Consider the following 13,393-nt stretch of genomic DNA (forward strand, 5'->3'; position numbering starts at 1 on the left):
ATTTGTAACATTTGGATTTTAGGGCTAGTTATTGCTGGCTTTTTTTTTATTGAGGGGGTATTTCTCCCGCTCGCTATGTCGTAATTTGTTGATAAGTCGATATTCCTTGTCGAACCGCTGATATATTGAAATAATCGCCGATATATTCCAAGTTGTGATCGATATATTTGAAAAATCGCCGATATATTTTACCGAACACCCACCTGGGTATCTCTTCCCAACCAGACCAGCTTACCCAACACAAAAAAGCGCCCTGCTATGCAGGGCGCTTTCTTCATACATATATTATCCAGTTCCAGCGGCTAGAATGTTCGGTGGCCTCGCTTCTTCCTGCGAGGCAAAGAACGCCTCTACGTCAGAAGCTCCATCCCCCTCACATTCTGAACGAGCCGCTTCCACTTTAAATATTGTCCAGCTTCGCCTCCTAACCCCTCATGTCTAAGAACCTTCCGCACCAGAAGATAAAAAGCATCTTCTGTGCGAAAGAACCTTAGCCAACGGGTCTGGACAGTCGGCTCCGCATTTCTATTTAACCAATAGAACCTTCCATCTCAAACTTGATTAGGCGGTTCATTTCAACTGCGTATTCCATTGGAAGTTCGCGAGTGAATGGCTCGATGAAGCCCATTACGATCATTTCTGTAGCTTCTTGCTCAGAAATACCGCGGCTCATTAGGTAGAATAATTGTTCTTCTGATACTTTAGATACTTTCGCTTCGTGCTCAAGTGAAACGTAATCGTTTTTGATTTCGTTATAAGGAATTGTATCAGATGTAGATTGGTTATCCATGATTAACGTGTCACACTCGATGTTAGAACGAGAGTTTTTCGCTTTTGGTCCGAATTGTACGATACCACGGTAAGTTACTTTACCACCATGCTTCGCAATCGATTTAGAAACGATTGTTGAAGATGTGTTTGGTGCTAAGTGAATCATTTTCGCACCAGCATCTTGGTGTTGGCCTTTACCAGCAATCGCGATAGATAATGTTAAACCACGAGCGCCTTCGCCTTTTAAGATAACTGCTGGGTATTTCATCGTTAATTTAGATCCGATGTTACCGTCAATCCATTCCATCGTTGCGTTTTCTTCACAAACCGCACGTTTTGTAACTAGGTTGTATACGTTGTTCGCCCAGTTTTGGATTGTTGTATAACGGCAATATGCATCTTTCTTAATGATGATTTCTACTACCGCACTATGAAGTGAGTTAGTCGTGTAAACAGGTGCTGTACAACCTTCTACGTAGTGTACGTGTGCGCCTTCGTCTACGATGATAAGCGTACGCTCGAATTGTCCCATATTTTCAGAGTTAATACGGAAATACGCTTGAAGTGGTGTGTCAACTTTAATACCTTTTGGAACGTAGATGAATGATCCACCAGACCAAACTGCAGAGTTTAATGCAGAGAATTTGTTGTCTGTTGGTGGGATTACTTTTCCGAAATGCTCACGGAAAATATCTTCGTTCTCTTTTAATGCGCTATCTGTATCTTTGAAGACGACTCCTAGATCTTCTAGGTCTTCTTTCATGTTGTGGTATACAACTTCAGATTCGTACTGTGCAGATACACCAGCTAAATATTTTTGCTCAGCTTCAGGAATACCTAATTTATCAAATGTTGCTTTAATTTCCTCAGGTACTTCATCCCAAGACTTCTCAGATTTCTCAGATGGTTTTACGTAGTACGTAATTTCATCGAAATCTAAGTCGTTTAAGTCGCCGCCCCATTGTGGCATTGGCATTTCATAGAACTTATCCAGTGATTTTAAACGGAAGTCTAACATCCACTGTGGTTCTTCTTTCATACGTGAAATCTCTTCAACGATCTCTTTTGTTAAACCGCGTCCAGCACGGAAAATCGAAACGTCTTTATCCTTGAAACCATATTTATAATCGCCGATATCTGGCAGTTGCTTCGCCATGTTGGTGTGTCCCTCCTTATATAACCTCGTTTTTAGGAACCTTTAACATTACTTATCTTCGTTTAAGCCCTTTTCTAACGCTTTCCACGCTAATGTTGCACATTTAATACGTGCCGGGAACTTGCATACGCCTTGTAATGCTTCAATATCTCCTAAATCAATGCTGTCATCATACTCTTTTCCTAGCATCATGTCAGAGAAAATTTTAGAAAGCTTAAGAGCCTCTTCAATTTTCTTTCCTTTTACTGCTTGTGTCATCATTGAAGCTGAAGACATTGAAATTGAACATCCTTCGCCTTCAAACTTCGCTTCTTGTACAATACCCTCTTCTACTTTCATCGTAAGTTGAATACGATCGCCGCAAGTTGGATTGTTCAAGTTAACGGTAACACTATCTTCTAACACGCCATGGTTACGAGGATTTTTGTAATGATCCATAATAACTTGACGATATAACGTATCTAAATTATTAAATGACATTTGTGAAATACTCCTTTGTCTTGATTAGCGATTCAACAAATGTATCAATTTCTTCTTTTGTATTATATAAATAGAAGCTCGCACGTGCTGTAGAAGAAGCTTTCAGCCACTTCATAAGTGGTTGTGCACAGTGATGTCCTGCGCGAACCGCAATGCCTTCTACATCTAATACAGTTGCTACATCGTGAGGATGTACGTCATCAATATTAAATGTAACTAGACCAGCGCGATGCTTTGGACCATAAATTGTAACGCCATCTACTTCTGATAGTCTCTCTAAAGCATATTGCGCTAATTCATGTTCATGCTTTTCAATATTATGAAGACCGATTTCTTCTAGGAAATCAATTGCCGCACCAAGTCCGATTGCATTACCGATAATCGGTGTACCTGCTTCGAACTTCCACGGAAGCTCTTTCCAAGTAGACTCTTGTAAATCTACGAAATCAATCATTTCACCACCAAATTCAATTGGCTCCATATTGTTTAGCAATTCTTTCTTACCATATAATACGCCGACACCTGTTGGTCCGCACATCTTATGAGCAGATAATGCGTAGAAATCACAGTTTAAATCTTGTACATCCACTTTCATATGAGGTGCACTTTGTGCTCCATCAACGATCATGATTGCACCGTTTTCATGTGCGATTGCTCCGATTTCTTTTACAGGGTTAATCGTTCCAAGTACGTTTGACACGTGCATAATAGAAACAATTTTTGTATTCGGTGTAACTGTTTGACGAACATCTTCTAAAGAAATTGTACCGTCTGGTTGAAGCGGAAGGTATTTTAAAGTTGCGCCAGTTTTCTTCGCAACTTGTTGCCACGGAATGATGTTACTATGGTGCTCCATGTAAGAGATGACGATTTCATCGCCTTCTTTTACATTATCAAGACCATAGCTAGCTGCTACTGTATTTAATGCAGTTGTCGTTCCGCGCGTGAAAATAATCTCTTCCATTGATTTCGCATTAATAAACTTGCGAACTTTCTCACGTGCACCTTCATACGCGTCGGTAGCTTTCGTACCGAGCGTATGAACACCGCGATGCACGTTAGAATTATATTCTTTATAATAACGTTCTAACGTTTCAATGACTTGAATTGGTTTTTGAGAAGTTGCTGCACTATCGAAATAAACAAGTTGTTTGCCGTTCACTTTTTGATCAAGAATTGGAAACTGTTTGCGTATTTCATGAATATTCATTAGCGAACTTTCCTTTCAATTACCTCAACAAGCTGTGCTTTTACTCCTTCAATTGGAAGCTCATTTACTACAGGTGCTAAGAATCCATGGATGACTAAACGTTCTGCTTCGCGTTTTGGAATCCCACGGCTCATCAAGTAGTATAATTGGTATGGATCTACGCGGCCTACTGAAGCTGCGTGACCTGCCATTACATCATCTTCATCAATTAAAAGAATTGGGTTTGCATCACCGCGAGCTTTCTCATCTAACATAAGAACGCGAGAAGATTGTTGTGCATTTGATTTAGATGCACCGTGTTCAATTTTACCAATTCCATTAAAGATAGATGTTGCACTATCTTTTTGTACTCCGTGTTTTAAAATCCAACCTTCAGAGTGTTTACCGAAGTGAACAACTTTAGTTGTAAAGTTTTGTGTTTGGTTACCACGGCCAATTGTTACTGTTTTTGTATCAGCATATGAACCGTCGCCCATTAAGTTCGTAACATTCTCTGAAATTGTGTTTCCGTCATTCATAAGCCCTAAAGCCCAATCAATACGGCCGTCGCGTCCAACAATGCCGCGGCGGTTAACGTAAGTTGTTACGTCTTTTGCTAATAGATCAACCGCACCGAATTTCACTTGTGCGCCTTGTTCCACGATTACTTCTGCTACGATATTTGCAATACCTTTAGCATTTTCATTTGCAACGTAGTTTTCTACATATGTTGCAGTACTGTTCGCATCAGCTACGAATAATACGTGGTTATATACGTTAGCTTCTTCGCCGTCTACTAAGAATACAGCTTGAAGTGGAGTTTCAAGAACAACGTTTTTCGGAACATATACGAATGCACCGCCGTTGATTAATGCAGCATGAAGTGCAGTTAGACGATGCTCGTCTACTTTCACGCCGTCTTTCATTAAATACTTTTGTACTAGTTCAGCATGCTCTGTTGCAGCTGTTACGATGTCTGTAAAAATAACACCTTTTTCTTTCGCTTCGTCTGCTAAAGAAACGAACGCAGTTGTACCAGTACGTTGCACTAATACGCTGTTATTTTCATCGATTAAGTTTTTCACTGCTTCTGGAAGCTCTGTTAAAGAACTTACAGGCTCTTGCTTAGCAGCGTCGCCTTTTCCGATAAAGTCCCATTTTTCAATTTTCGTTTTATCAGGCGTTGGCATTGGAAGTTCAGTTGCTTGTGCAAGAGCTTGTAAGCGGAACTCAGTCAACCAAGCAGCTTCGTTTACTTCGCTTGCGCGCTGACGGATTGTTTCTTGATCGAAAGGTAATGTACCGATTGTCATGTTTATGCTCCTCTCTTACGCTTCTTGCTCTGCTGTTTCGTCTTCAATACCTAATTCTTTTTTAATCCAGTCATAACCTTCAGCTTCTAGACGTTGTGCAAGCTCAGGGCCACCAGATTTAACGATACGACCGTTCATCATAACGTGAACGAAGTCTGGAGTGATGTAGTTTAATAAACGTTGGTAATGCGTAATCATTAGGCAACCGAAATCTTCGCCGCGCATTTGGTTAATACCTTTAGATACAACTTTTAATGCATCGATATCAAGACCTGAGTCGATTTCATCTAAGATTGCAATTTTTGGCTCGATCATCATTAATTGAAGAATCTCATTACGTTTTTTCTCACCGCCAGAGAAACCTTCGTTTAAGTAACGTTGTGCCATTTCTGGATCCATTTCTAGGAATTCCATGTTTTTATCTAATGTACGGATAAATTTCATAAGAGAAATTTCTTCGCCTTCTTCACGACGTGCATTAATTGCAGAACGTAAGAAGTCAGCGTTTGTTACTCCGCTAATTTCACTTGGATATTGCATTGCTAAGAATAGACCTGCTTGTGCGCGCTCGTCTACTTCCATTTCTAATACATCTTCACCGTCGATGATGATGCTACCTTCTGTTACTTCATACTTTGGGTGACCCATAATTGCAGAAGATAAAGTTGATTTACCTGTTCCGTTAGGTCCCATAATTGCGTGGATTTCTCCACCTTTTACTTCAAGGTTTACACCCTTTAAAATTTCTTTGCCATCAATTGATACATGTAAGTCTTTAACCGTTAATGTAGAACCAGCCATCTCAATACCTCCATTAATCCTATATATACATTTTAAAAATTACTAAAACGTTCATATTCTCATTTTATTCTCATTCTAATCTTATATCAAATAAAATGATATCGCAAACGCTGAAAAAATGTAACAATTTTTTCACAAATGTATATAAGTATTTCCCTTGCATCCTTATATGATACACTTTTCTTCTTATATATATAAAGAAAAAAGGACTGGGAATTTCCCAATCCTTTCCTGCACTTATTCATTTACTGGAAGTACAGCACCTTTATATTCTTTATTGATAAAGTCTTGAATTTCTTTTGAATGCAATACGTCTACTAACTCTTTAATTTCTTTTTTCTTCTCGTCACCTTTACGAACTGCGATAATATTTGCATAAGGAGAGTCTGATCCTTCAATTGCAATTGCATCCTTTGTTGGATTTAATTTCGCATCAATTGCGTAGTTTGAATTAATAAATAAAGCATCACCTTCATTGTTTTCGTACAGCTTCGGTGAAAGTCCAGGTTCTACGTCTGTTTTAAACTTTAAATTTTTCGGGTTTTCTACAACATCTTTTACTGTCGCTTTAACAACATCTACACCGTCTTTTAATTTAATAACGCCGCCTTTTTGTAACAACGCTAACATACGGCCACGCTCAGCTACGTTATTACTCATAATAACCGTTCCACCATCTGGAAGATCTTTTAAGCTTTTATATTTCTTAGAATAAATGCCCATTGGCTCTAAATGAATTTTTCCTGCGTTTACAATTTTATATCCTTTTTCTTGAATTTCTTTATCTAAATACGGAATGTGTTGGAAGTAGTTCGCATCAATTTCTTTATCCGCTAACGCTTTATTCGGTAACACATAGTCCTGGAATTTTTTAATCTCTAATTTAATACCCTTTTTCTCTAATATCGGCTGTGCCTTCTCTAAAATAACAGCGTGCGGCACGTTAGAAGCTCCAACAACAAGCTTATTTTCCTCTTTCCCCCCGCAAGCAGCTAATGTAAATACAGACAGTGCTGTAACAACTGACAGTATAATCTTTTTCATATGATGTCCCCTTCTCCCCTATAGTTATGTAGTTAGAAAAAAGAGCCGGCATACACCAGCCCTTCTTCAAACGATTATTCTTTTACAGGAACAACTGCCCCTTTATATTCTTTATTAATAAAATCTTCAATTTCTTTAGAATGCAGCACTTCTATAAGAGCTTTAATCTCTTTTTTATCTTTATCACCTTTACGAACAGCTACTACGTTTGCGTATGGAGAATCATTTCCTTCAATTGCAATCGCGTCTTTTTCTGGGTTTAACTTCGCATCAATTGCATAGTTAGAATTAATTAGAACTGCATCGCCTTCTTTATTGTTATACACTTGTGGTAATAAACCAGGCTCAATATCCGTTTTGAACTTTAAATTTTTCGGATTATCTGCAATATCTTTCGGAGTCGCTTTAACTGGATCTACTCCGTCTTTAATTTTTAAAACTCCTTCTTTTTGTAAAATTGCTAAACCACGTCCATGATCAGCAACAGAATTACTCATAATAATTGTCGCCCCGTCTGGAAGTTCTTTTAAGCTTTTATATTTTTGAGAGTACACGCCAATTGGTTCTAAATGAATTTTCCCCGCTATTTCAAAATCATATTTTTTATCTTTAATTTCTTTTTCTAAATACGGAATGTGCTGGAAGTAGTTTGCATCTAATTCTTTATCCGCTAACGCTTTATTCGGTAACACGTAGTCTTGGAATTTTTTAATTTCTAACTCAATTCCTTTTTTCTCAAGTAATGGCTTTGCCTTTTCTAAAATAACCGCATGAGGTACGTTAGAGGCACCCACAACTAGTTTCTTTTCATCTTTATCTTTCCCACCACAAGCAGCTAGCCCAAAAATCGAAGTTGTAATAAGTGCTGTAAGTAATAATTTTTTCATTTGAAATACCCTCCCGTTTTCATTATCTTTTATCTATCCGAGTCGTTACGCTATCCCCAATTAACTGAATTAAAAATACAACTAGCAATACACAAATTGTCGCAACGATTGTTACATCGTTATTTCCTCGCTGGAACCCTTCTAAATAAGCAAGTGTTCCAAGGCCACCAGCACCAACAACTCCAGCCATTGCTGTATAGCCTACTAAAGCAATTGTCGTTACTGTAATACCAGATACTAATGCTGGTAACGCTTCTGGAATTAATACTTTCAAAATGATTGTGCTTGTTTTTGCTCCCATTGCTTTTGAAGCTTCAATTACACCTTTATCAATTTCACGAAGTGCGATTTCAACCATTCTCGCGTAAAATGGTGCCGCTCCAATAATTAAAGCTGGCAGCGCTGCACTCGCTCCGAGAATTGTTCCAAGAAGAATCTTTGTAAATGGGATTAATAAAATAATTAAAATGATGAATGGTATAGAGCGGAAAATATTGACGAACGCTCCAATCACCGTATTAATCGCTTTATTTTCCCATAAATTATCTTTCGCTGTCATAAAGAGTAATAGTCCTAAAATAAGTCCTAAAACAAATGTGGCAAGCGCTGCGATTGCCGTCATATATAACGTTTCACCAGTTGCTTCTAACATTTGATTCCAATCAACATTTGCGATTAACTTATCCATGTGCAATCACCTCCAGCTCTACTTGATCTTGATGAATTCCTTCTATCGCTTGCTGGATCGCTGTTTCTTCACCATTTAAATGAACGACTAAACTTCCGTAAGAGCCGTTATTCGTTTGTGCGATATTTCCTTGTAAAATGCTAACTTCTATATCACCGCGCTGCATTAACCTTTGAAGTACCGGTCTTTCTACAGCTTCACCGATAAACTGCAAACGAATTACTTTTCCATCTGGATATTTTTCAATTAAGCTTTCAATCGTTTCATTTGTATCTTCAGAATCAGTTAACTGCTGTACAAATCGTTTCGTAATATCTTGCTGTGGATTACGGAACACATCAAGTACAGGGCCACTTTCTACAATCTTCCCTTTCTCCATTACAGCAACACGATTACAAATTTTGCGAATAACGTGCATCTCATGCGTAATCAATACAATTGTTAAGCCGAGACGCTTATTAATATCTAATAATAAATCTAAAATTTGATCTGTCGTTTCCGGATCAAGAGCTGACGTTGCTTCATCACATAAAAGTACTTGTGGATTATTAGCTAACGCTCTTGCAATCCCGACGCGCTGCTTTTGTCCACCACTTAGCTGAGATGGGTACGCATCGCCTCTTCCTTCTAATCCAACAAGATGAATTAACTCATCGACACGTTTTCTTCTCTCCGCCTTATCGACACCTGCAATTTCAAGTGGGAAAGCGATATTTTCACGTACAGTTCGTGACCAAAGTAAGTTGAAATGTTGAAAAATCATTCCGATTTCTTGTCTCGCCTTACGAAGTTCACTTCCAGTAATCGCTGAAATCACACGATTCGCAATTGTAATTTGGCCAGAAGTTGGTTTCTCTAACTGATTAAACAATCGGATTAACGAACTTTTCCCAGCGCCACTATATCCGATAACACCAAATATTTCGCCTTTCTCTATTTGTAAGTTGGCGTTATCTACAGCAGTGACATCACCGCTTTTTGCCTTATATATTTTCTTTACATTCTCTAATAGAATCATGGTGTATCACCCCTTTTTGATTAAAAAGCGCAAGCGGCTCGTTTAGAACAAGAGGGCGTTGGAATCCCAGACGTAGAGGCGCTTTTTGCCTCATAGGAAGGGATGAAACGACCGACTGTTCTAGCCGCTGGAGCTGGATTTCATAAAGATTTTGGATAGACTCCGCATTTTTTTATTTTTGATACGTGTAGTCCATCGTTATAGCTCCTCTTATTATTTGAATGTCCTCCGCATTCAAACAACAAAAAACCTTTCCGCTTCTAGAGAAGCAGAAAGGTTTATATGCGTATATAACAACATTATCCCTCTCTCTCATCTCTCAAAGCATTTGCTTTGCAGGAATTGGCACCATTTCAACATAAGTTGACGGTTGCCGGGCTTCACAGGGCACAGTCCCTCCACCTCTCTTAATAAGAGAAATCAGATTAAATTTTCGTCTGATTTAAAATTTATGAAATTGTCTATATTTTATGAATTGAATTGTATCAATATCCACACGCCGTGTCAACAGAAATTTTCGCAAAAAAAGAAACTTCAGAATTTTAAGCCCCGACTGACATCGGTTTACATATATGAAACATCGATTCAACTAATAACATCGTTCGATACGTTCCAGAATATTGTACCCGTCCATCACTCATTAACGTTTGCAACCTCATATTTCCAGTCACTAATTTTTGTACATCCTCTTCCTCTAAACAAACGATTTGTTCCGTTCCTCTCGCCTCTTTCAAAAGTTCTATATAATCTCTTGAAATTTGTAACGAACAGCATTCATCTCCAAAACGAAAATTAACAGTTCTTTCTCCTTGCCTTAAAAGCGGTTCTAAATGATATTGACCATTAGCGTAATTTACAAATGATTGAAGCAAAGAATATAATTTCATCCTAAATCACATCCCTCATATCACTTTCTATTACATACCATTCCCTCTTATTAAAGAGCAATCCTGTTACTTTCGCTCGACAAATACTGTATCTATCACGCATGTCGACATATTTCCCAAGAAATATGTCGAGGCGGCAAAAACTTTGCCGCCTACTTTAATTCCGTATATAAATATTCAACCGAATGAAATGCATATATTTTCTTCATCAGTGTCCCATTTTCAAAAACAAGTAAACACGGTACACTTTCTATCCCATACTCTTTCGCTAAATGCGGGGCATAATTTAAATCTAACATCCCAATTTTCAAATCTTCAATCGTCATCTCGACGACCGTTAACATCTTCTTTGCTAACTGGCATGTTCCACACATTGGTGTATACACATATAACACTGTTTTTTCTTCATTTCCTATTAGGTCTGTAGCTTCGGCACCTGTCCAATCAATCACTTCTATCATTCCTTACCGTAAATATTCTGTATAAACGTCAATGTCAGCTCCCCATAATACATTTGCTAAATGTGAAGAAGGTGCAGTCGCCACCTCGCGATACGAGCGATCAATATAAATATGCTCTGCTTGCGGAAATTCTTTTCGGAATTGTTTCCTTAACTTTTCTCCTGCATCATCAGCATCCACTAGCACATATACGTCCTTATCAAAAAGTTGATCAATGAGCTCATCCATTTTCGACAAACCAATTGTACCATTTGTACAAACAATTTCCACTGGTTCACGAATAATAGATTCAATCTTTCTTCTATCCGATTTACCTTCTACAATAATGACTTTTTCCACATAAATCATATGTCATCACCCGATCACCATATACTATACAACCTTTAACTTAGTATATAGTATATTCGTTATTTTCATGTTGTTTCCTGTTTATTTTTGCAAAAGAAAAGCGCAAGCGGCTCGTTCAGAACAGGAGGGCATTGGAACTCCTGAACTGGAGGCGCTTTTTGCCTCAAGTGAAGGCGTGAAATGACCGACTGTTCTAGCCGCTGGAGCTAGACAACGAAAAGCGCAAGCGGCTCGCTCAGAACAGGAGAGCATTGGAACTCCTGAACTAGAGGCGCCTTTTGCCTCAAGTGAAGGCGTGAACTGATCGACTGTTCTAGCCGCTGGAGCTAGACAATGAAAAAAGTTTTTTCAAAAACGTTCTCCTATATAATAATTAATATATATGTTTTTAAATTCATTATGTACACAACATAAAAAAGGACAGCACAAAGGCTGTCCTTTTTCTTCGACTATAATTAGTCTTGGTTTGTCATTTCTGCATATTTTTCTGCAGTTAATAACTTCTCAACTTGGCTTGCATCAGAAAGTTCAACTTTAACCATCCATGCACCCTCGTATGGAGATTCGTTAACTAGTTCTGGTTGGTCACTTAATTCTTCGTTTACTGCTACAACTTTACCACTTACAGGTGCGTATAATTCAGAAACTGTTTTAACAGATTCTACGCTTCCGAATGGCTCGTCAGCTTGGATTGTTGCACCTACTTCAGGAAGTTCAACGAATACGATATCGCCTAACTCACCTTGTGCAAAATGAGTAATACCGATAACAACCGCATTACCTTCTGTTTTTACCCATTCGTGTTCTTCAGAGTAACGTAAATTATTTGGAATGCTCATGACTGTACCTCCAGTGAATGTATTAATTATGTAAAAATACCTTATTGGTATTTTTTCCACACACTTTCAAACTGCTCTTCGTTAAAACCAAGTGTCACACTCGTTCCATCTGTTACAATTGGACGTTTAATTAACATGCCATCAGATGCTAAAAGCTCGTACATTTCGTCTTCGCTTGCATCCTTTAACTTATCTTTTAAACCAAGTTCGCGGTAACGCATTCCACTTGTATTAAAGAATTTTTTTAATGGTAATTCACTTTTCTCATGTAAATTACGTAAATCTTCTTTTGACGGTGGATTTTCAACAATATGAATCATCTCATATGCTACATCGTTTGCCTCAAACCATTTCTTTGCTTTTTGACATGTGCCACACTTTGGATATGAATAAAATGTTACTGTCATAAATTCACCTACTTTTTTACTAACCTTTACCTTTATCATATAGAAAACATTTTATTATTTCAAACGATTATTCGCTAAACTTTTACTTATTTCGTGATAATTTTTAATAATCCTGCTAATTTTTCTTATTTTTCCGCCATTTATTAAGAAAAAATAAATATATAATTTTTTAAAACTTTTTTCTCATCCCACGCCGAACATATATCTTAAACAAACGTTTATTTAATTTCATATTTTTCTACCTCAGCCTTTGGAATACGTAGATTCTTTCATACCGAACATATACCTTAAACAAACGTTTGATTAATTTCATGTTTTTCTACCTCAACCTTTGGAATACATGAATTCTTCCATACCGAACATACCTCTTAAACGAACGTTTGATTAATTTCATGTTTTTCTATATCACCGTTGGAAAACATGATTTTCTATACCGAACATATATCTTAAACAAACGTTTATTTAAAAAATAAGAAGCCCTTTTACAGGCTCCTTCATCATCGACTTAAATAGTCCGAAATGGTTTGAAATACTACTATATACATATTATGAATATTTTGATTGGAAACCGTATCATTATATAACCCTATACCCCAATATTGTCCTTCGGGTCTTTCCATATTCACAAAACCTTGCGTATACATCATTGCCCTATCCCTTGGAGCATTGTCAAAATCTAAATCTTTTTCAGTAAAAATCAAATACGGTCTATCTTGTAAACCAATAAAAAACACCGGCTTCTTTAACGATAAAAATAAGTCCGTATACTGTTCCTTTGATGCTTCTTGAAAATATTCTTTCATGACGAGAAAACCATCAACTTTTTCGGATTTCTCCTGCATCTCTTCTAACTTCACGTTTTCAAACTTTATATTTCTAAATGTATCTTTCGGCTTTTCACCAACAACTCCAATGGCGAGCGCTCTCCCGTTATATTCTAATGTATCTCCTTCATTATCCTTGGCACATCCAGTACCCACTAGGCATAACAATATAAAAACTAAGAAATAAAATGAACGCTTCATTTAGCACCCGCCCCCTCTTTTAAGTCAAGTGACAAAAATGTAAGGTGAATTCAAGAAAATGTAAGTAAAATCGATAGCC

Annotated in this window: 15 protein-coding genes and 1 riboswitch; all 15 genes read right to left on the reverse strand. The window is 37.6% G+C overall.

What is annotated here, in order from left to right; translation table 11 throughout:
- Window positions 1-529: 529 nt before the first annotated feature.
- The 15 genes from sufB to EXW56_RS23955 all read right to left on the reverse strand — a co-directional run bounded on the left by sufB (window position 530) and on the right by EXW56_RS23955 (window position 13,314).
- Window positions 530-1,927 (reverse strand): Fe-S cluster assembly protein SufB, encoded by a 1,398-nt coding sequence (sufB, locus tag EXW56_RS23885; RefSeq protein WP_002015928.1) that lies wholly within the window; start codon window positions 1,925-1,927, stop codon window positions 530-532.
- 48 nt (window positions 1,928-1,975) lie between these two features.
- A complete protein-coding gene (sufU, locus tag EXW56_RS23890; RefSeq protein WP_002089369.1) occupies window positions 1,976-2,407 on the reverse strand; it encodes a Fe-S cluster assembly sulfur transfer protein SufU in 432 nt (143 codons plus the stop codon).
- A complete protein-coding gene (sufS, locus tag EXW56_RS23895; RefSeq protein WP_002112661.1) occupies window positions 2,397-3,617 on the reverse strand; it encodes a cysteine desulfurase SufS in 1,221 nt (406 codons plus the stop codon). Before sufS ends, sufU begins: the two co-directional genes overlap by 11 nt.
- Window positions 3,617-4,909, reverse strand: coding sequence for a Fe-S cluster assembly protein SufD (sufD, locus tag EXW56_RS23900; RefSeq protein ID WP_002089372.1), 1,293 nt, complete (start codon window positions 4,907-4,909; stop codon window positions 3,617-3,619). Before sufD ends, sufS begins: the two co-directional genes overlap by 1 nt.
- Before the next feature lie 15 nt (window positions 4,910-4,924).
- Complete coding sequence (gene sufC, locus EXW56_RS23905; RefSeq protein ID WP_002112662.1) at window positions 4,925-5,710, reverse strand: Fe-S cluster assembly ATPase SufC; 786 nt, start codon at window positions 5,708-5,710, stop codon at window positions 4,925-4,927.
- 237 nt (window positions 5,711-5,947) lie between these two features.
- The gene (gene metQ, locus EXW56_RS23910) at window positions 5,948-6,754 is read right to left on the reverse strand and encodes a methionine ABC transporter substrate-binding lipoprotein MetQ (RefSeq protein ID WP_002198948.1); all 807 of its coding nucleotides are present in this window, start codon (window positions 6,752-6,754) and stop codon (window positions 5,948-5,950) included.
- A gap of 74 nt (window positions 6,755-6,828) precedes the next feature.
- A complete protein-coding gene (metQ, locus tag EXW56_RS23915) occupies window positions 6,829-7,641 on the reverse strand; it encodes a methionine ABC transporter substrate-binding lipoprotein MetQ (protein WP_002167437.1) in 813 nt (270 codons plus the stop codon).
- Window positions 7,642-7,663: 22 nt separating this feature from the next.
- Window positions 7,664-8,329, reverse strand: a complete 666-nt coding sequence (locus EXW56_RS23920; RefSeq protein WP_002198947.1) for a methionine ABC transporter permease — start codon at window positions 8,327-8,329, stop codon at window positions 7,664-7,666.
- Entirely contained in the window at window positions 8,322-9,347 is a 1,026-nt protein-coding gene (locus EXW56_RS23925; protein ID WP_215557666.1) for a methionine ABC transporter ATP-binding protein, read from the reverse strand. Before EXW56_RS23925 ends, EXW56_RS23920 begins: the two co-directional genes overlap by 8 nt.
- 309 nt (window positions 9,348-9,656) lie before the next feature.
- A riboswitch (SAM riboswitch) is annotated at window positions 9,657-9,764 on the reverse strand.
- Between the two features lie 125 nt (window positions 9,765-9,889).
- Window positions 9,890-10,234: a hypothetical protein gene (locus tag EXW56_RS23930; RefSeq protein ID WP_002068015.1), complete on the reverse strand. Its 345-nt coding sequence runs from the start codon at window positions 10,232-10,234 to the stop codon at window positions 9,890-9,892.
- 152 nt (window positions 10,235-10,386) lie between these two features.
- The gene (locus tag EXW56_RS23935; protein ID WP_087945836.1) at window positions 10,387-10,695 is read right to left on the reverse strand and encodes a thioredoxin family protein; all 309 of its coding nucleotides are present in this window, start codon (window positions 10,693-10,695) and stop codon (window positions 10,387-10,389) included.
- Between the two features lie 3 nt (window positions 10,696-10,698).
- On the reverse strand, window positions 10,699-11,043 hold the full coding sequence (locus EXW56_RS23940; protein ID WP_002159991.1) for a toprim domain-containing protein: 345 nt from the start codon (window positions 11,041-11,043) through the stop codon (window positions 10,699-10,701).
- Window positions 11,044-11,498: 455 nt separating this feature from the next.
- A complete protein-coding gene (gene gcvH, locus EXW56_RS23945) occupies window positions 11,499-11,882 on the reverse strand; it encodes a glycine cleavage system protein GcvH (protein WP_000026895.1) in 384 nt (127 codons plus the stop codon).
- A 41-nt stretch (window positions 11,883-11,923) separates the two neighbouring features.
- Window positions 11,924-12,289, reverse strand: coding sequence for an arsenate reductase family protein (locus tag EXW56_RS23950; protein ID WP_002129756.1), 366 nt, complete (start codon window positions 12,287-12,289; stop codon window positions 11,924-11,926).
- 497 nt (window positions 12,290-12,786) lie between these two features.
- Window positions 12,787-13,314, reverse strand: coding sequence for a hypothetical protein (locus tag EXW56_RS23955; RefSeq protein WP_215597020.1), 528 nt, complete (start codon window positions 13,312-13,314; stop codon window positions 12,787-12,789).
- Between the last annotated feature and the right edge of the window lie 79 nt (window positions 13,315-13,393).

This window comes from Bacillus mycoides, from assembly GCF_018742245.1.
GTDB classification, from domain to species: Bacteria; Bacillota; Bacilli; order Bacillales; family Bacillaceae_G; genus Bacillus_A; species Bacillus_A cereus_U.